Genomic DNA, 19,412 nt, shown 5'->3' with positions numbered 1-19,412 from the left:
AATACTCCATTTAGTTTTTACGAAAGCTGTGTGAATTTAGATAATTTGCACAGCTTTTAAAATAATATACTATATCGGTATTATTATTTTACAATGACACTTTCGATATAATTAGAATGTAAATGATTCTCAATAAAATTATAATTTGAAACTGCTTTCAGATATAAAAAAAACCTGTGAAAATAATTTCACAGGTTCTTCTAAACACTAAACTTATTTTAAAACTAACTTAATAAAAAAAACAATTTCCTAACCAAAAAAATTATTTTATTCTTCAGACACGATAGGTCTTTTATCCATTTCAACAGCAACATTCATAAGATACGCCACACCACTATCATTAATCATAGTCATATTAAGCGTATCCAACATGGCTAACTTTTTTGTCACCAGACCATTGAATTTATTATAAGAAATATTCATTTCTTTTAAATTATCTAATTTTTCTATCGACAGAGGCACTTGTCCCTGAAGATTATTCTCGAATAAACTAAAATTTGCTAACTGAGTCAGATTAGCAACATCCGGACTTAAAGTTCCGGTTAATTTATTACTGTTCAGCAACGCTACTTTTAGTGATTTCATTTGGTAAAAAGAAGACGGAATAACACCTTCAATTTCATTATTAAAAACAGCTAAAGTTTCCAGATTTTGTAAATTCCCTAAATTAGAAGGTAAATCGCCTGATAGCCGATTCATGTACAATTCTAATTTTCTTAATTGGTTTAAATTACATATTGAAGACGGAATAGCTTCTGATAAATTATTAAAAGATAAATCTAAAACTTTCAATTCCTTTAAATTTCCAAGACTATTAGGAATACTTCCTGAAAGCTTATTTTTATGCAGATTTAATTCTTCCAGACTTTGCAAATTCCCTAACTCTGCCGGAATGAATCCTACTAAGTTATTATCCTGTAAATCTAAAGCAATTACTTTGTCATTTATCACTTTAACACCTGACCAGGCAGTAACATCCTGCGATAAATCCCACTTTATTTTCCATTGACTACCATTTGTAGCCTCATACAATTTTATTAGAATTTCTTTGTCTGAAAGTGACACATTAGCCATCAGAGAAAATGAAGCAAAAAAGGCTAAGATTAAAGTAAAGATATTTTTCATATTTCCTGCTTTTGATATCGAGATTAAATATAACACAAAAAACGATTAAAGCACTAAAATAATCGACGAAATGCATATAAAAATAAAATAAAAAGGTATTAAACTTACAAATACACTCCTTTATTAAGGAAAAGAATTTTTATTTATATTTGAAATAACTAATCAAAACAAACAATTATATGGAAATTAATTTCTTAGCACTATTTGTAGCTGCTATATCAACACTAGTCGTTGGGTTTATCTGGTATAATCCAAAAGTATTTGGAACCCTGTGGATGAAGGAATCCGGTTTGACAGAAGAAAAAATGAAAGGAGCCAATATGCCTTTAATTTTTATCATGGCAGTTTTTTTCGCATTTCTGATTGCAATGGTTTTACAATTTTTAACCATTCATCAATGGGGTGCTTTTGGTATGATTGGAGGTGGAGCTGCCGCAGAGATTAAACCTTCATACGCTGCTTTCATGAATGATTATGGCACTGCATTCCGTACTTTTAAACACGGAGCCTTACATGGTTTCCTGACTGGTTTGTTTCTTGCTTTCCCTATGATTGCAACCAATGCCTTATTTGAACGAAAAAGCTGGAAATATACTTTTATAAATGGTGGTTATTGGATTATCTGTTTCATAATTATGGGTGGGATTATTTGTGCCTGGCAATAAAAAACAAAAAACTTCTCTGTGTTAGCAGCAGAGAAGTTTTTTTGCTTTAAAATAATTTTTCTATGGCTTTAGCCAAATCAAAATCTTTCTCTGTAACCCCTTTAGCATCATGAGTTGACAATCGGATATTAACTTTATTATATACATTAAATAATTCAGGATGATGATTTTTAGTTTCTGCCAGCACTCCCACCTGAACGATAAAAGCTAATGCCTGATTAAAATTCTTGAACTCAAATTTCTTTTCGATTCCGTCATTCTCAAAAATCCAGTCCTTTAGTTCCGACAGAAAAGATTGTGCTGTTATTTTATCATAAATTTTCATACGCCTGTTTTTTTATTATAAACTTAGTTAATTTTGAGGTTTTAGACTAACTCTTTCACTTAAAATAGTATCTTCGACGCTATTAATTCCGCAGCATTTGAAATCAGATTTTTCATTTAAAATATACAATACTGTTGATGCACTCAGCACGCAATGGGATCTTTTGGCAGCGAAAAACATTTTCCTTAGCAGAGATTATTTAAAGACTTTAGAAACTGCTGCTCCGGAGAATATGACTTGTCATTTTATCGCTCTATTCCATAATGAAAAGAATATTGGAATTGCGATTTCTCAATTTTTAGACTTAAGCAAAATTCCTTCTTTTGGAGACCGAGATAGTTGCCTGAGAACAAAAATCAGAAATTTTGTTTTTAAAAGAGTGGGCTCAAAAGTACTTATTATAGGTAATAATATGCTGACCGGACAAAACGGAATTGCATTTGATAAAGAAACAGATTTAACTACGGTCATAACTCTATTAAAACAAGCCACTGATTCTTTAGAAAAATACTTTATCAGGCAGGGTAATAAACCGCATCTTACTATTTTTAAAGATTTTTCAGAAACTGAAATTAAAGATTTTAATATTCCTGTCTTTCGTTCTTTTTACAGGTTTTCCACGCAACCTAACATGATCTTTAACATTAAGGACTCCTGGCATTCTTTTGATAATTATATTGCAGATTTAAGCAAAAAATACCGGGATCAATATAAGAGAGCTCAGAAAAAATCATCTGATATTACCAAACAAAAAATGAGTCTTAATGACATTATTCATCATAACCGACGCATCCATCAGCTTTATCTGAATGTGGCTCAAAAAGCTGCTTTTAATACTTTTTATCTGGGTGAACATCATTTTGAAACCTTCAAAAAAAACTTAAAAGACAAGTTTTTATTTTACGGATATTTTAGTGATGACAAATTAATAGGTTTCAACACCTTAATTAAAAATGGTGACGATATAGATACTTATTTTCTAGGATATGATGACACATGCCAAAAAGAAAAAATGCTGTATTTAAACATGCTTTATGATATGATAGGATACTCTGTCAATAAAAAATACAGTCGGATTATTTTTGCCAGAACAGCATTAGAGATAAAAAGTTCTGTGGGTGCCAAAGCGGTTCCCATGTATGGACTTATCAGACATAATAATCCTATTCTTAATCTGTTTGTTTCTAAAAGTTTTAGTTATTTTGAGCCAAAGATAGAATGGCAGGAACGAAATCCTTTCAAATAACTGCGGTTTTTAAAATAGCCACTTTCAATTTTTTAGTTGAAATAGCAATCTTCAGTTGTGTTTCTTTGTTACAGTATTCTCCATCTATTTGAAAGCTTGTTGGCTTATTAATAGAAATCATTGCTTTATCAGTAGAAATAACGGTTACATGTCCGGATGAGATGGGTATTTTACCCATAACTATTTTTAAAAAAACACTAAAAGTAATCTTCCTTAAAATAATTAGTTCAAACTTTCCATCACTCATAATTCCTATAGGATTGATGACCACCCCTGTTCCGTATTTCTGGGAATTAGCAATAACAATCATTTGGGCTTTAGTTTCAATCAATTGTTCATCATTTTTTATACTTACGTGAAATGATTTTCCGGCATTCATCAAGGTTTTAAATATTTGCAGCGCATAACCTACTTTCCCTCTGACAGCACTTTTTTCATAATTTTTAATTAAATCAGCATTCAGTCCTAAATCACTCAAATGGATACACATTTTATCATTAATCGTGATGTAATCTATCTCTACAAAACTATCTTCAAAGGCTATCGCTATATTCTCTTCCTGAGTTTTTGTCAGCCCCAGATCCGTTGCTAAACCGTTTGCAGATCCTACCGGTAAAATTCCAAAAATCACATCATATTGTTCTAACGCTTCGGCTACCAGCTTTATGGTTCCGTCCCCTCCGGCTATAATGACCCGTTCCGGATGAAACTGCTGATAATAGTCTCTCAATTTTTCCAAATCATCAATTCCGGTCGTTTCAAAACAATACAAATTGATATTCAGATATTTTGCATAATGCGATACCTGATCAATAAGGCCAGCTTTATTAACACCTCCCGAAATGGGATTAACAACCATTATCACATTTTTTTTTGACATTTTGCTTTATTTTATGCTTAAAAATAAGTAATTTGGAGTACAATACAAAAGAAACACTATAAATGAAACCCATTTTAAAATTATATCGCGGTTATGCCAATGATCAGGAATTAATTGTAATGGGACATGTATTCCTGCCCACAAAAGGCGAAGATTATGATTTTCAGGATAAACATTTTAAAAATGCAAGTTCTATTATAGGAATGTATCGAATGAAAACCTGGTCTAATGCAGATATTTATTTAACACATAACAACACCGTTATTCATACCAAGACACTAGGTGACGGTTATTTTAAATTCTGTATTCCGCTTGCCGAAGATGAATATGGATGGGTTAAATATCAGGTAAGTCTTAATTATAAAAAAGAAACAATTACCGCAAAAGACAGCTATATTCGTCCAAAAATCGACCATCTAGGAATCATATCTGATATTGATGATACTTTTTTAGTTTCTTATACCATGAATCCTCTAAAAAAATTATACAACTTATTATTTCATAATATCAACAGACGTAAAATTTTTGAAGATGTAACGGCGCACTATCAGGCATTAAGTGAGGCGGGCAGAAAGCAAAATGGAGAATTAAATACTTTCTTTTATGTTTCCAGCAGTGAATGGAATTTGTACCGTTTCATTGTAAAATTCACTGAAATCCATAATTTACCCAAAGCTGTTTTATTATTAAAAGACATTAAAACCAGTTTGTCACAATTTTTCTGGACCGGCAGAGGCGGTCACAATCATAAATTTGAAAAAATCAAACATATTTTGGAATTTTACCCTAATTTAAAATACGTATTGATAGGCGATGATTCACAGGAAGATCCTTATTTGTATGAAGCTATTGCTAAGATTTTTCCTTTGACTATTCAGGCAATCTACATTAGACAAACAAGCAAACGCAAAAAACAAAAAGTGATTAATACGCTTAAAAATCTCGAAAGTCTTAAAGTAGAAGTTTGTTATTTTAAGAAAAGTAAAGAAGCGATTGCGCATTCTAAAAGAATAGGATTGATCCAGTAAAATTTTAAAACCATATAGCTCCGCAAAATCTCCAACTTTAAAAATATTTTAATCTATTCTGTCACAGAAAAATTAGTCGGTTAAAACCTAAAATTACAGTCATAAAGTTACAAACCCTGCGGAGCTTAGGAAATAAATCCTACTACAAATTATCAATCTCTTCCTGAACGATTTCCCAATCTAATAACAACTGGTCTAAATCAGCTTTCTTTTTATTGTAAGCTTTAAAAAAAGCAGCATCTTCAATGTGTTTATCATAATTGGAAGCCAGCATTTTATCATCGTGCTGAATGTCTTTTTCTAACTGACTAATTTGGCTTTCAATTTTACTCAAACGGTTTTGCAAGGTCTTCCCTTTTTTCTGGTCTTCGTAAGAAACTTTTTTATTTTCTTTAGGAGCGGCCGTTTTAACCACTTCTTTTTTCTCTACTTCACGCATATTTTCCATATTACGCTGTTCCAGAAAAAAGTTGATATCTCCTAAATATTCTTTTATTTTTTGGTCTTTGAATTCGTAAACAATATTAGACATGCCCTGAAGAAAATCCCTGTCGTGAGAAACCAATAATAAAGTTCCACCAAATTTTTGTAAAGCGGCTTTCAATACGTTTTTAGACTTAATATCCAAGTGGTTCGTAGGCTCATCCATTAGCAACACATTTATAGGCTGCAATAATAATTTACACAACGCCAAACGGTTTCTTTCGCCTCCTGAAAGCACTTTTACCTTTTTCTCTACATCGTCTCCACGAAACAGAAACGAACCTAACATATCGCGTACTTTTGAACGGTTCGTATCCAATGCAGCATCTTCCATCGTTTGCAACAAGGTAATTTCGCCATCTAAATATTCGGCTTGATTTTGAGCAAAATACCCCAACTGAACATTGTGCCCTAATTTAATAATTCCATCGTATTCAAATTCATTCACCAATGCTTTGATAAAAGTAGATTTTCCCTGACCATTTTGTCCTACAAAAGCAATTTTACTGCCTCGTTCTACCAGCAACGAAATGTCTTTTAAAATGGTTTTATCTCCGTAAGCTTTGGTTACGTTTTCAGCTTCAATAACAACTTTTCCGGGCTCTTTAGATACAGGAAACGAAATATTCATCACTGAATTATCGTCTTCATCGACTTCAATTCGCTCTACTTTATCCAACTTTTTGATTAAAGACTGTGCCATCGAAGATTTGGTCGCACTATAACGGAATCTGTCAATCAGTTTTTGAGTTTCTTCAATCTTTTTGGCTTGATTTTTTTGAGTAGCCAATTGCTTTTCACGAAGTTCCTGACGCAATTCTAAATATTGCGAGTAAGGTTTATTGAAGTCATAAGCTTTCCCCAAAGAAATTTCAATGGTTCTGTTGGTTACATTATCCAAAAACATTTTATCGTGCGAAACAATCACCACTACACCGGGATAATTGCGAAGGAAATTTTCTAACCAAATGATACTTTCAATATCCAGGTGGTTGGTAGGCTCATCCAGCAACAACACATCATTATTTTGCAATAATAATTTGGCAAGTTCAATACGCATTCGCCATCCTCCCGAAAAAGTTTCCGTTTGATTGTCAAAAACCTCTCTTTTGAAACCTAAACCTAACAGAATTTTTTCGGTATCCCCTACATAATTATAACCGCCTAGCAATTCAAAGCGATGCGTATAATCAGATAAGTCTTCGATGATTTTAGTATATTCCTCACTTTCATAATCGGTTCGGGTAACCAACTGATGATTTATTTCTTCCAGCTTTTTCTCTACAATTTTAATTTCTGTAAAAGCTTCGTAGGCTTCTTCAAGCACTGTTCTTCCTCTTTCAAAATCAATATCCTGACGCAGGAATCCCATTCGGATGTCTTTTTCCTGAGAAATCACACCTGAATCAGGCTTGAAATCACCAGCTAACATTTTAAGCATGGTTGATTTTCCTGCACCATTTTTTCCGACTAAACCAACTCTGTCTCCGGCTCCCAATCGGAAAGTTACTTCTTCAAACAAATAAGTACCTCCAAACGAAACCGATAAATTGTGTATATTAAGCATATATTGTGACTAATGTTACATGGGTACTTTCTATAAAAATGTACCTTTGATAAAAATTTTTGCAAATGTTAAAAAAAGGATCCAAACTAAATAGTATTTTAACAGGAACTTGTCCTAAATGCCAAAATGAGAGCATGTATGTAGATAAAAATCCGTTTCATTTGGCTAATGTTTTAAAAATGAATACCAAATGTTCACATTGCGGTCTGACGTATCAAATTGAACCTTCCTTCTTTTATGGAGCTATGTATGTAAGTTATGGTGTGAATGTAGCCATAGGAATTGCAGCTTTCATTGTTTCTTATTTATTTTTTAATACCAGCTTAAAAACATCATTTATTGCCATCCTAGCAACCCTTATTATTCTGGGACCGCTGGTATTAAGATGGTCAAGAAATATATACATCAATATGTTTGTACATTACGATCCGAATTTTAAAGCCTGAAATTATCTTTTACGTTTTTCAAATCGGTTTATATTGATTTCTTTTTCCAAAGGAATTCCATATTCAATATTTTCGAATAATGCTTTGGCCATTGCCGGTCCGAGCATTACACCACGAGTTCCTAAACCGTTTAAAAGATGAATGGATTCATAATCAGTATGTGTTCCCACTAATGGTCTTCTGTCTTTTACTGTTGGACGAACGCCAGCAAAATGAGAAATAATTTCGAATTCGCAATTGATAATTTCCTTTATCCGATCTACTAATTCCTGTTTTCCTTCTTCAGTAGGCAAATCGGTTTTGTCTTTCCAATTGTAAGTAGCACCCACTTTAAATAATCCATCACCCAGCGGAAGAATAAACACAGAGGTATTTATAATGACATCTAAATCCAGATTAGGAGCTTTGATAATAAAAAGTTCACCTTTAGTTCCATCCAAAGGCAAATGACTGAAATAAGGATTAGCATGCATCCCAAAACCTTCAGCAAAAATAATGTGTTTTGCTTCAATATTTTTATAACGAATACTATCTGATAAAACTTCCAGAGCTTCATAATCAAACGATTCCAGCAGCATCAGTGATTCCTGTAAAAGATATTTTTTATAATTTTCTAATAAGGCTGCAGTATCTACATAACCCGTATGCAAAACCTCACCATAATGGAACGGAGAATCTATTCCTGAATACTTTTTTGTAATAATTGAAGCAGATAAAAAAGGAGCCAAAGCAGGTTTATCTGAAGCAGCAAACCAATTATTCTGTTCTTCGACAGAAAAGAATTTACGTAATATAGGCTTTTTAAAATCAACCTTAATCTGAAGTTTTTGCTCTAAATCAGCATAAAACTGATTCATCACAAGCAGTTGTTCCCGTGCCTGCCAGACTTCGCTGAAGCGCTTTAAAATAACCGGATTGTACAAACCTCCTGCAATTTTAGAAGAATTTTGAGAATCATTGTCCACTACCAAAATACTTTTAGCATTTGCTAATGCCATTTCAGAAAATGAAATTCCGGCTAATCCACATCCTACAATTAAATAATCAACCATACTTTTTAAATAAAACGCAAAAATACAGAAAACAAAAAACTCTTACCATCAGGTAAGAGTTTTTGTAAAAATATCATTGAAATTAATAATTCCACATATCCGATTCAAAATCACGGATTTTTTCTTTCACACGTTCAGCTTCCAGCAATTGGTTTTGAGCATTATCTTTCATATACTCTTTAATTTCTCTATCGCCATAAACGTTTTCTTCTTTGTAAATTACACTATTAAAACGTCTTGAATTTAATATTTGGTCAAAAGAAATAGGCATGGCCGAGTTTTTATTATTAAAAGCTTTAGCTTCATGCAAAACCTCTCTGGCATCAGGATAAAAAATCCAGAACAATTCAATATAATCCTTCTCGTCACTATTCATCGTGTACACATCCGGAGTAACCGGGCAAATAGCAAGTAAGCGGTATTTTAATTCGCTTTGACGCTTGTCGAAATACCAGAATCCTTTAATCTTGTATTGCGTTACATCCTGAGCTGTTAAATCAGATCTCAAAACATATTCTTCAGAAACAGTCTGACCGGCATTTATTTGTTCCCGACCGGCATCCGTAGTATCTATTCTGCTTAATGAAGCCTGAATATCTTTATAGGTCTTTTTTGTATTAAAATAACTATCAGAATACACTTCAGTTATCATTTCTTCTTTAATTGCCCGCGTTAAAACATCATATAGCGAACGTCTGTTTGAACCAATATTAGCGGTATCCACAGGGAAATAAAGAGGGAAATTAATTTTCTCACTCAAATCAATAATTTCCCATACCATTTTACCCATTAATACATCTCTATCATGAACATAACCATAAGTCAGAGGCTTATCATTATCTGAAATAAGTTGTGCAGGAGTCTTAAGACCAATTTCCTCCGGAATCTTAGCATTCAGTAAATTAGACTGAGCATAAGTAGCTATTCCTCCCAACAAAGAGATTGCAATTATCAAAAAATTTCTCATATTCATCATAGTGTCATTAATAAGAATTGACGCGTACCGCTATTGGTAAAACGTTTATTGAATTTCAAAAATAACCGGAGCTGTTCTTGGCAATAAATAATTACCTGCACCTACCAGTTTTGTTTTTATTTCAGAAATAGTAACCTGATCGCCTCTTCCCGCTTTAGACAGAACTGCTTTGCATTGCGCATTTAATTTATTACCCTGAACAACCACTGTAGGCTGACCGGTAATTTTTAAATTAAATCCAACAACATCCAGATTTACATCAAAATCAAAATCTTCTAATTTAGCTCCAATAGTAGCAATTTCAAGATTCGATTTAGGCCCTTTTACCACACCTGTTTCTCCTCTGATGGTACCTGTTGGACCAGGGATTCCTTTGATTCTGAATACTTTTTTGTCAGAAGCCACTTTTCCGTCTGACATTTTACCAGAAACGTTAATTACCACTTCGTTTCCTCCTTGCGGATTCATCACGTATTTTCCGTTTCCAACTTTAGACAAACCCGGAGCTGAAGCATTCACATCTTTATCTGAAATACCTGCAAACGAAATAGAGATTGGATTAGAAACCCCTCTATATACTACATTCATTTTATCAGCAGAAATAGTAGCTGAATTAGGCCTTGGAACTACCACATACTTTCCGGAGAATTTTAATGGAACTGTTTTTCCATCTTCCACAAAAGTAAATTGACCTCCAATAGTCTGCTCACCAACTCCACCAGCTGTCAAAGAAATAACTGCCTGACCATTAACAATTTTACCAGGTCCTGAAAAAGAGGTTGGCTTAGTATTTTCGTCATAACGCCCTAAAACTACTTTTCCAGTAACCGCTTCTCCCTGAAAATAAGCATTCTTATCCAAAACAACAATAGCCTGATAATTGCTATAAGAAGCCGCCGCTACTGCCGCTTTTCCTAAAGCTGCACTATACACATCAGATTCTGCTTTATTGATATCATTTTGCCATGCTGATAATTTTGCAACCGTAGCAATGGCAGGAAAATCTTTAAAATGGTACGATAAAAATTTTATAGCAATACCTTCTTTGTTTTTAACATCAGAAACATCAAATTTTGTTTCAATTTCATTCACAATAGCAGCATACTTTTTATCAGCTAAAGCTGCTTTCATATCTACTTTATATTGATTGATGGCGGCTATAATCTCATTACCTTTTTTATCATAACCTTCTCCGGTAAACCAATCTGCGATATTATCGCCTTTATCCATTTCTTCATAAGGCAGTTTTCCGGTTTCAGGATCTACTTCATAACCTTTAGTTGCCTGCTCTTTTAAAGAAGCAATGTAATTATAAAAATTATCTGTTATTGCTTTTACTTTGTGAGCTGTTACTGATGCTGCAGCAAATTCTCCTTTAGCTTCAGCTGCTTTAGCATCCAATGCGCCTAACATTTGTTCGTTAGACAGTTTTGAGTTTTGATTAGAACTTTCAAATTTTTCGTTCATTAATCCAAAACCTGATATTACTTCTTTTGAAACATTCATTGCCAACATAGCGATGAAAACCAAATACATCAGGTTAATCATCTTCTGTCTAGGGGTTAGTTTTCCTCCTGCCATATTTTCTAATAATTAGGTGTAGTAATTTTTTTCAATATCTATTTTCTGACTAATTATTATCCTTTATTATTCATTGCAGAAAGCATACCTCCATAAACATTATTCAATGAAGAAATGTTAGCTGTCATCGATTGCATTTGTTCTTTTAATTTAGATGCATTTTCAGCAATTTCTTTATTAGCCTCGGCATTTCGGGATGCACTTTCTAATTGTACTTTGTACAAACTGTTTAAAGCTTCCATTTGTGCAGCAGCCATAGACAATTCATCACTGTATTTTTTTGTAGCAGCAATTCCGTCAGCAGCAGGAGCAATACCTTTAGCAGCCGATTCGAAATTTTTGATACTATTTCCTAAACTTGCCATTAATTCACCATCGATTTTAGCATCTTTTAGTAAATTATCTAATTTTTGAGACAATAATCCCTGAGCTTCAGATGGAGATTCTGTTTTTTGTCTTTTATTGGCATTCGGTGTTCCATTCGCTAATTCAGGATAAACTAAAGTCCAATCCAATTCATCATCTACAGGTTCAAAAGCAGAAAGTGCAAAAATAAATGCCTCAGTTAATAAACCGATAGAAAGCATTAACGTACCTGTTAATGGTCCTATTTCGAAATGTGTAATTTTAAAAAGAGCTCCAACAATTACAACTGCTGCTCCCATTCCGTAAGCAAAATTCATTGCTTTTTTACCTAATAATGCCATAATCTTAAGTTTTTTTTTAGTTAGTGTAGGTGTTATTTATTAATAAATTAAAGGGGTATTCTAATTATCTTGTTTTTCCTGCGCCGCTGCCAGTTCCTGTAGTCTGAACTCCCATATAATCCTGAACTGTTCTAAAGCCAATAAAACTTCTGGCTGAATCAGCATATTCAAAATCTCTGGTACCTACCTGAAGGAAATAAGCAACATCTTTCCACGAACCACCACGGACTACTTTTCGTTTATTTGAAGCATCCAAAACATTTGGGTTCATAGTAGAAACATATTCGTATGCATTTGGGTCATAAGAAGAATCCGTCCATTCCGACACATTCCCTGCCATGTTGTAAAGATTATAACCATTAGGCTCATAAGATTTAGCTTCAACAGTATATAAAGCCTGATCTGCTGCATAATCTCCTCTGTTAGGCTTAAAGTTAGCTAAGAAACAACCTCTGTCATTTTTAGTATAAGGACCTCCCCAAGGATAAGTAGCTGATTCCAGACCACCTCTTGCAGCATATTCCCATTCAGCCTCTGTTGGTAATCTAAAAGAATTAATCAGGTCGCGACCACTCTTTTTAGATTTAATATAGGTGTTTTTATTTAGAGTTCTCCAGGCACAAAAAGCTTTAGCCTGTGTCCATTTTACTCCTACTACAGGATAATCGCCATAAGCTTTATGCCAAAAATAATCATTATGCATAGGCTCATTGTAGGAATAAGCAAAATCTTTAATCCAAACCGTAGTATCCGGATATACTTTTACTTCTTCTGTCCTGATAAAATCTTTTCTTTTACCCACCTTAGCTTTGGCTGCAGCCTGAATATCCATCCATGAATAACGAAATTTCAATTTATCAACATCAATAGTACGTAAACCGTTATAAGATTCTTCAATTGGAATATACATCGAATCCATAACCTCAGTGTAATATTCATCAGGATACAACTTAGGATCCTTAATTAGTTTGATATTTCTGTTCAGTCTTCTACCGGCATAAGGATCTTCATCAGTCCCTATACTATAATAATTATCATACATATATTTATCATAGGCTGTCATCTTCTCCGGATCTGCATCATTAAATGCAAAGTCTCCAATGCTTCCTGCTTTTTTTCCCTTACCATCACCAGGTTTAGCCCCGGTATCATCGGCTAAAATGGCTAATTTCATTCGTATAGTGGAATCCTTTACCCATTCTACAAACTGACGGTATTCACTATTTGTAATTTCAGTTTCATCCATATAAAAGGAACGAACAGTAACTGTCTTTGTCTGAGCATCCTGTACACCTGCTATATCTTCATCAGATTTACCCATGATATAGGCTCCACCTGGAACCAAAGCCATACCGTAAGGTTTCTCCGGATGCCATTTTGCACCTTTAACACCGACTAATTCTCCTTTATCACTAGATTTACCACAGCTTACTAAAAGTGACAAAATTGCCATAAACGCAATGAACTTCTTCATATAAATTCGGGTTATATATTCTTTATTTTTTAAGTGTGTAAACGTATTTATTATTTATTAATAAAACAATATTTTTTTTCTTTAATTAAATCCTTAACCAAAAGTAAAGTTAAATAAATTATAAAAAAAATATTTTATCGACAAAACGCAAAAAAATACGATTAAAAACACATTTGTCCGACGAAACGTATCTTTTTAATTGCAAAAAACACAGAAAAAACCTTTTTAAAGCACATTTTTTCTCTGCGCCTTCCACCATCTTTCCGGCAATTCCTGATTACAGGCTCCTAAATATTCTTCATAGGAACAAGGTAATAACGTATTTCGTTTTAATTTATTATTACCATCAGTAACAAAAGGAATTTCTATCCACCAACGGTCGGTTTTATCGCTTTTGTAAAACACTAAAGTCTCCTCTTCAATAGGCACGCTGTATTTTATATAATTTTCTCTGCTCCCAAAAGGATACTCATGAGAACGATAATGAAATCCTTCAATAAAATACCAGATAATTTGTGTAATTAAAACAGATTCCTGAGGTGAATTGTGGTGATTAAATACCCCAAATACAGAAACCTTATCACTGATTCCTGCATATCTTGCTAAGGCACATATTTCTTTTCCGTTAAATCCATTAGGAGCAAAAGAGGTAAAATTTCCTGAATCTGATGATTTTACGGCATTCAAATCCAAACTAACAATATCGGCATCTCTGAAAACAGGTTCTGCAATTGCAATATTATTTGAAACTTCCCCTAAACGATAGGCATCAAAAAATAATTTTTCAATTAAATCAATTTCCTCCTGAGAGTTATAGTAGGTCTGATAACCAATATTACAAAAATTAAACAGGTTATTAGGCTCATCAATAATCATTTGAGACAAATAGGAATTAGCAGACATGAGTTCCTCTTCTTTGCCAAAATCAAATTTACTGTCAATAGCGACTAAATTTACCATTTGTTCCAGTTCATCATAAGCACGATACATACTGTATGTCAAATCCTGACTACCTCCAATAATAACAGGTATGATTTTTCTTTTAATCAGATCAGAAGCTACTTTTCGTAAAGCAAAATAAGTATCTTCTTTAGAATTTCCCGGTAAAATATCACCCAAATCAGCAATACCGGCATGCCAGTTACCCGGAAACATACTATAAAATTCCTTTCTGAAAACTGATGAATCAACAAAATTCTCAGCATTACCACCTCTGTTTTCAGGAACAGCTATTAAAGCTATTTTTACGGTATCTAAATCCGGAAATTCATCTTTAGTATGAAAAACCACTTTACTGCCCAGTTGTTGAGAACTTAACGATTGTATCCATCGAAGTATATTATCATTTATTGGCTCCAGAAAATCAAATCCCATCATAATAATTTATGCTTAACTTTTTACTTCCTAAGAATAACAGGAAAGCTAAGGTTATTTCTTTTTAGTTGTCGTTTTTTTAGCTGCAGGTTTTTTAGCCGTTGTTTTCTTAGCCGGCGTCTTTTTAGCAGGAGTTTTTTCAGCAATCAAAGCCTGTACTTCTTCCAAAGTCATTTTTGAAGCATCAACATCTTTACTCAGTTCAATCTTGATTTTTCCTTTCAGAATTACTGAACGTCCCCATCTTGCTTTTTCAACTACAATTCCTTCTTCTTCCCAATTATGAATAACCTTATCAATATTTTTCTGAATTTTATCTTCTATCAAAGCCTCAATATCAGCTTGTGATAAATTATCAAAATCGTATTTCTTACTCACATTGATAAACATACCACCCCATTTGATAAACGGTCCAAAACGCCCTGTTCCTTTTTGCACTCCTTCACCTTTATAAGTAGCAATTGGAGCATCGGCTTTTATTTTCTCATCAATTAATTCCTGTGCTCTCTCTTTAGTAACCGCTAGTGGATCTTCTCCTTTTGGCAAAGAAATAAAAACACTACCATGACGTACATAAGGACCAAAACGGCCATTATTTACCTCTACTTCTTCCTCTTTATAAGTCCCTAAAGCTTTTGGTAACAAAAATAAATTCAAAGCTTCCTCTAAAGTGATATTTCCAATATTTTGCTCTTTCATTAAGCTGGCAAACTTCTTATCTTCATCTTCTGCATCACCAATTTGAGCCATTGGACCAAATTTCCCCAAACGAACTGATACCGGTTTTCCTGTTGCCGGATCCTTTCCTAAAATTCGCTCTCCACTTTCTCTGTCCGCATTAGCTTCAACATCTTTTACCGTTGGATGAAATTGATCATAGAACTCCTGCATCATGGTTGCCCATTCAATATTTCCTTCGGCAATTTCATCAAAATCCTGTTCTACTTTAGCCGTAAAATTATAATCTAAAATATTTCCGAAATTTTTCACTAGAAAATCAGTCACAATAGTTCCAATATCAGTAGGAACTAGTTTTCCTTTATCTGAACCTGTGTTTTCTTTCAGCAGCTTTTCTGCTAATTTACCAGATTGTAAAGTTAATTGAGTATAATTACGCTCACTTCCTTCCAAAGTTCCTTTCTCCACGTAATTTCTATTAATAATAGTAGAAATTGTTGGCGCATAAGTGGATGGACGACCAATACCTAATTCTTCTAATTTTTTCACTAAAGAAGCTTCAGTATAACGAGCTGGCGGACGGGAATATCGCTCCGTAGCGGTAATAAAATTATTTTCTAATCTCTCATTCACTTTCATTGCAGGCAACATTCCTTCCTGTTCTTCTTCATCGTCATCATGACCTTCTAAATATACTTTCAGGAAACCTTCAAAAAGCAATACTTCTCCGGAAGCAGTAAATATTTCCGAATGATTATTAGCTTCAATTTTCACATTGGTACGTTCTAATTTAGCATCACTCATTTGCGAAGCTAAAGTTCGTTTCCAAATCAAATCATACAAACGTGCCTGGTCTCTATCAATATTCACGGTGTGACGTGACATATCAGTAGGACGAATAGCCTCGTGAGCCTCCTGAGCTCCTTTGCTTTTATTAGCAAATGTCCTGGGATTAGAAAACTCCTTCCCGTAAGATTTTATGATTTCAGCTTCGGCAGCTTCCATTGCTTCTTTAGACAAGTTTACACTATCGGTTCTCATATAAGTAATCAATCCCGCTTCATACAAACGTTGTGCTAATTGCATGGTAATTCCAACAGGCAAATACAATTTACGCGCTGCTTCCTGTTGTAAAGTAGAAGTGGTAAATGGTGCTGTAGGTGATTTTTTTGTTGGTTTCGTTTCTAAATCTGAAACTTTATAAGCAGAACCGATATTTTTATTTAAAAAATCTTCGGCTTCTTTTTTGGTGTTGAAATTTTTAGGCAACTTAGCTTTGAATGATTTCCCTGCTTCATTTGTAAATTCTGCTACAACCGAATAGGAAGCTACTGCATTAAAATCCTGAATTTCACGCTCGCGTTCTACAATCAAACGAACAGAAACCGATTGAACACGACCAGCCGAAAGTCCGCCTTTAATTTTTCTCCAAAGTACTGGTGACAATTCATAACCCACCAAACGGTCTAACACCCTGCGTGCCTGTTGCGCATTCACTAAATTATAATCTATCTCACGGGGATTATCAATTGCTTTTAAAATAGCATTCTTAGTAATCTCATGAAAAACAATACGTTTTGTTTTGTTTTTATCTAATTTTAATTCTTCCGCCAAGTGCCATGAAATAGCCTCTCCCTCGCGGTCCTCATCGGAAGCCAGCCAAACCGTTTCGGCTTTCTTGGACAAAGATTTCAATTTAGTAACAAGAGCTTTTTTATCCGGAGAAACTTCGTATTTAGGTTTAAATCCATGTTCTACATCTACCCCAATTTCCTTCGAAGGCAAGTCGGCAATGTGCCCGTAACTTGACTCTACTTGGTAATCACTTCCTAAAAATTTCTCGATTGTTTTTGCCTTTGCAGGTGACTCAACTATTACTAAATTCTTTGCCATTGCTATATTTTTCTGGAACAAAAGTATCTATTTTTTTTAAATACAACGGCTTTAGATTTTTTTTTTGAAAGAATTAGTCACTATCACTAAATTATATATTCCTTTCCAATTTAATTTTAAATTCAAAAATTCAAAACCTCACTTTAGATTTTCATTTTTGAGATATCTACAAAACCTTTTGAATTCAAAAGCCTTAAATTTTGTTAATTCTTCATCTGACATCTTGTCATATCCGTTTGATTTCTCTTATCTTTGTGCTTTGAAACAACTCCAATGGAAAAGATTATTGAAGAGAGCAAACAAGGTGAAAATCTTGTACTGGAAAACAAACCAGAGAATACTAAAAAATTATATATTGAAAGTTACGGTTGTGCGATGAATTTTTCGGACAGTGAAATAGTTGCTTCTATATTATCCGGTAACGGATACAATACCACAACAGTTCTGGAAGAAGCCGATCTGGTTTTGGTAAACACCTGCTCAATTCGTGATAAAGCAGAACAAACTATCCGTAAGCGTTTAGAAAAATACAATGCGGTTAAACGCATTAATTCAAAAATGAAAGTCGGCGTTTTAGGCTGTATGGCCGAACGTTTGAAAAGTCAATTTCTGGAAGAAGAAAAGATTGTCGATTTAGTTGTTGGTCCGGATGCTTATAAGGATTTACCCAATCTGTTAAGCGAGGTCGAAGAAGGTCGTGATGCCATCAATGTCATTTTATCTAAAGAAGAAACTTATGGTGATATTTCTCCTGTACGATTAATGAGTAACGGAATTACTGCTTTAGTTTCTATCACCCGTGGCTGCGACAATATGTGTACGTTTTGTGTAGTTCCTTTTACCCGCGGACGTGAACGCAGCCGTGAGCCTCAAAGCATCATGACTGAAATACAAGATTTATGGGATAAAGGTTTTAAAGAAATCACGCTTTTAGGACAAAATGTAGACAGCTATTTATGGTATGGTGGCGGACTGAAAAAAGATTTTGAAAACGCCAGCGAAATGCAAAAAGCAACTGCTGTCAATTTTGACCAATTATTAGAAATGGTAGCGGTTTCTTTCCCAAAAATGCGTATTCGATTTTCGACTTCTAATCCGCAGGATATGCACGAAAGTGTGCTGCACATTATTGCTAAATATTCAAACATTTGCAAACACATTCACCTGCCGGTACAATCAGGAAGTAACAGAATTCTAAAGGAAATGAACCGTTTGCACACTCGCGAAGAATACATGACTTTGATTGATAAAATAAAAACCATTATTCCAGAAGCAGCCATTTCACAGGACATGATTGCGGGTTTCCCAACCGAAACTGAAGAAGATCATCAGGATACTATGAGTTTAATGGAGTATGTAAAATATAATTTTGGATACATGTATTCCTATTCAGAACGTCCGGGAACTTTGGCAGGAAGAAAAATGCAAGACGATGTTCCTGAAGAAACTAAAGCAAGGCGATTACAGGAAATTGTCGATTTGCAACAAAAACACGCCTGGTATCGATCGGAAGAATTCATTGGAAAAACCGTGGAAGTATTAATTGAAAAAGTTTCTAAAAAATCTAAGGAAGAATTCTCAGGTAGAAATTCACAAAGTATCACGGTGGTTTTCCCAAAAGAGAATTATAAAATAGGTGATTTCGTCAATGTAAAAATTAATTCCTGCACCAGCGGAACTTTAAAAGGAGAAGCTGTTGGTTTGAGCGAAATGAATTAAGTTTAGAAAAATGACAAAAAAACAAATACTCATCGTTATACTCACTTTCATCATTGGATTTGGAGCTACTTTCTATATTATTAGAACGTACTTTCCTAAACAGAAAGTAGAAAAAACAAATACCGTCAAAGATACTTTGACTAGTAATAAAGAATAATCTGCGAATCTACGTTTAACAAAAACCTCGCTACAA

The 19,412-nt window shown here is 33.9% G+C and carries 16 protein-coding genes; 5 read left to right on the top strand and 11 right to left on the bottom strand.

Annotation, left to right across the window (positions count from 1 at the left end):
• Positions 1-267 precede the first annotated feature (267 nt).
• Positions 268-1,125: a leucine-rich repeat domain-containing protein gene (locus ACSV4D_RS01550; protein ID WP_439226867.1), complete on the bottom strand. Its 858-nt coding sequence runs from the start codon at positions 1,123-1,125 to the stop codon at positions 268-270.
• Positions 1,126-1,304: 179 nt separating this feature from the next.
• Between ACSV4D_RS01550 and ACSV4D_RS01545 the strand changes: the two genes are divergently transcribed.
• Positions 1,305-1,790 carry a DUF1761 domain-containing protein gene (locus ACSV4D_RS01545; protein WP_439226866.1) on the top strand — a complete coding sequence of 162 codons (486 nt, stop codon included), beginning with the start codon at positions 1,305-1,307 and terminating at the stop codon, positions 1,788-1,790.
• A gap of 46 nt (positions 1,791-1,836) precedes the next feature.
• Here the strand turns inward: ACSV4D_RS01545 and ACSV4D_RS01540 are convergent, their stop codons facing one another.
• Positions 1,837-2,115, bottom strand: coding sequence for a 4a-hydroxytetrahydrobiopterin dehydratase (locus tag ACSV4D_RS01540; RefSeq protein WP_408081063.1), 279 nt, complete (start codon positions 2,113-2,115; stop codon positions 1,837-1,839).
• A gap of 97 nt (positions 2,116-2,212) precedes the next feature.
• Here ACSV4D_RS01540 and ACSV4D_RS01535 point away from each other — a divergent pair, with 97 nt between their 5' ends.
• On the top strand, positions 2,213-3,361 hold the full coding sequence (locus ACSV4D_RS01535) for an 8-amino-7-oxononanoate synthase (protein ID WP_408081062.1): 1,149 nt from the start codon (positions 2,213-2,215) through the stop codon (positions 3,359-3,361).
• Here ACSV4D_RS01535 and ACSV4D_RS01530 read toward each other — a convergent pair.
• A complete protein-coding gene (locus tag ACSV4D_RS01530) occupies positions 3,354-4,241 on the bottom strand; it encodes a diacylglycerol/lipid kinase family protein (protein WP_439226865.1) in 888 nt (295 codons plus the stop codon). The genes ACSV4D_RS01535 and ACSV4D_RS01530 overlap by 8 nt on opposite strands.
• A 62-nt stretch (positions 4,242-4,303) precedes the next feature.
• On the opposite strand from ACSV4D_RS01530, the gene ACSV4D_RS01525 reads away from it, so the two are divergent.
• Entirely contained in the window at positions 4,304-5,269 is a 966-nt protein-coding gene (locus ACSV4D_RS01525) for an App1 family protein (RefSeq protein WP_439226864.1), read from the top strand.
• Between the two features lie 142 nt (positions 5,270-5,411).
• On the opposite strand, the gene ACSV4D_RS01520 is transcribed toward ACSV4D_RS01525, so the two are convergent.
• A complete protein-coding gene (locus ACSV4D_RS01520) occupies positions 5,412-7,319 on the bottom strand; it encodes an ABC-F family ATP-binding cassette domain-containing protein (RefSeq protein ID WP_439226863.1) in 1,908 nt (635 codons plus the stop codon).
• Positions 7,320-7,384: 65 nt separating this feature from the next.
• Between ACSV4D_RS01520 and ACSV4D_RS01515 the strand changes: the two genes are divergently transcribed.
• Entirely contained in the window at positions 7,385-7,765 is a 381-nt protein-coding gene (locus tag ACSV4D_RS01515; protein ID WP_408081058.1) for a DUF983 domain-containing protein, read from the top strand.
• A gap of 2 nt (positions 7,766-7,767) precedes the next feature.
• On the opposite strand, the gene ACSV4D_RS01510 is transcribed toward ACSV4D_RS01515, so the two are convergent.
• The 7 genes from ACSV4D_RS01510 to topA form a co-directional block, all read right to left on the bottom strand.
• Positions 7,768-8,817 (bottom strand): NAD(P)/FAD-dependent oxidoreductase, encoded by a 1,050-nt coding sequence (locus ACSV4D_RS01510; RefSeq protein WP_439226862.1) that lies wholly within the window; start codon positions 8,815-8,817, stop codon positions 7,768-7,770.
• Positions 8,818-8,899: 82 nt separating this feature from the next.
• On the bottom strand, positions 8,900-9,790 hold the full coding sequence (gldN, locus tag ACSV4D_RS01505; protein ID WP_408081056.1) for a gliding motility protein GldN: 891 nt from the start codon (positions 9,788-9,790) through the stop codon (positions 8,900-8,902).
• A 48-nt stretch (positions 9,791-9,838) separates the two neighbouring features.
• Entirely contained in the window at positions 9,839-11,374 is a 1,536-nt protein-coding gene (gene gldM / locus ACSV4D_RS01500) for a gliding motility protein GldM (RefSeq protein ID WP_408081055.1), read from the bottom strand.
• A gap of 56 nt (positions 11,375-11,430) precedes the next feature.
• Positions 11,431-12,081 carry a gliding motility protein GldL gene (gene gldL, locus ACSV4D_RS01495; protein ID WP_408081054.1) on the bottom strand — a complete coding sequence of 217 codons (651 nt, stop codon included), beginning with the start codon at positions 12,079-12,081 and terminating at the stop codon, positions 11,431-11,433.
• A gap of 64 nt (positions 12,082-12,145) precedes the next feature.
• Positions 12,146-13,555 carry a gliding motility lipoprotein GldK gene (gene gldK / locus ACSV4D_RS01490; protein ID WP_439226861.1) on the bottom strand — a complete coding sequence of 470 codons (1,410 nt, stop codon included), beginning with the start codon at positions 13,553-13,555 and terminating at the stop codon, positions 12,146-12,148.
• Between the two features lie 225 nt (positions 13,556-13,780).
• Positions 13,781-14,929 (bottom strand): formimidoylglutamase, encoded by a 1,149-nt coding sequence (locus tag ACSV4D_RS01485; RefSeq protein ID WP_439226961.1) that lies wholly within the window; start codon positions 14,927-14,929, stop codon positions 13,781-13,783.
• A gap of 54 nt (positions 14,930-14,983) precedes the next feature.
• A complete protein-coding gene (gene topA / locus ACSV4D_RS01480; protein ID WP_408081052.1) occupies positions 14,984-17,500 on the bottom strand; it encodes a type I DNA topoisomerase in 2,517 nt (838 codons plus the stop codon).
• A 273-nt stretch (positions 17,501-17,773) separates the two neighbouring features.
• Between topA and miaB the strand changes: the two genes are divergently transcribed.
• Complete coding sequence (miaB, locus tag ACSV4D_RS01475) at positions 17,774-19,219, top strand: tRNA (N6-isopentenyl adenosine(37)-C2)-methylthiotransferase MiaB (protein WP_439226860.1); 1,446 nt, start codon at positions 17,774-17,776, stop codon at positions 19,217-19,219.
• Positions 19,220-19,412 lie beyond the last annotated feature (193 nt).

This window comes from Flavobacterium sp. ARAG 55.4, assembly GCF_051846875.1.
In the GTDB taxonomy this organism is placed as follows: domain Bacteria; phylum Bacteroidota; class Bacteroidia; order Flavobacteriales; family Flavobacteriaceae; genus Flavobacterium; species Flavobacterium plantiphilum.
This window is presented reverse-complemented; position numbering and strand designations above follow the sequence as displayed.